Raw genomic sequence first — 271 nt, forward strand, 5'->3', positions numbered from 1 at the left:
CAATGAGCGATAAACAAAATGTCGGCACAGCGACCAAATTATCCAACATTGCCAAAGGTAAAATTGCGCAAGGTTCGAATGAGGCGGTTAACGGTTCACAACTCAGCAACTTAGGTTACCACTTAGGTTTAGAAGTGAACAAAGACGGCACAGGCTTCAAAGCACCGCAATTAAGTGCGCTTAAAGGCAGTACGACGACCCCAACAAATGTGGTTGACGCCTTGAATGCGGCAACGGATAAACTCAACGAAGGCATTACGCTTGTGGGTAA

At 46.1% G+C, this 271-nt stretch carries 1 protein-coding gene; it reads left to right on the plus strand.

From position 1 onward, the window contains the following. On the plus strand, window positions 1-271 hold a 271-nt coding region (locus AM305_RS12360; RefSeq protein ID WP_005821867.1), incomplete at both ends, for a hypothetical protein.

Origin of the sequence: Actinobacillus minor NM305 (assembly GCF_000175195.1) — a bacterium.
Classification (GTDB): domain Bacteria; phylum Pseudomonadota; class Gammaproteobacteria; order Enterobacterales; family Pasteurellaceae; genus Haemophilus_A; species Haemophilus_A minor.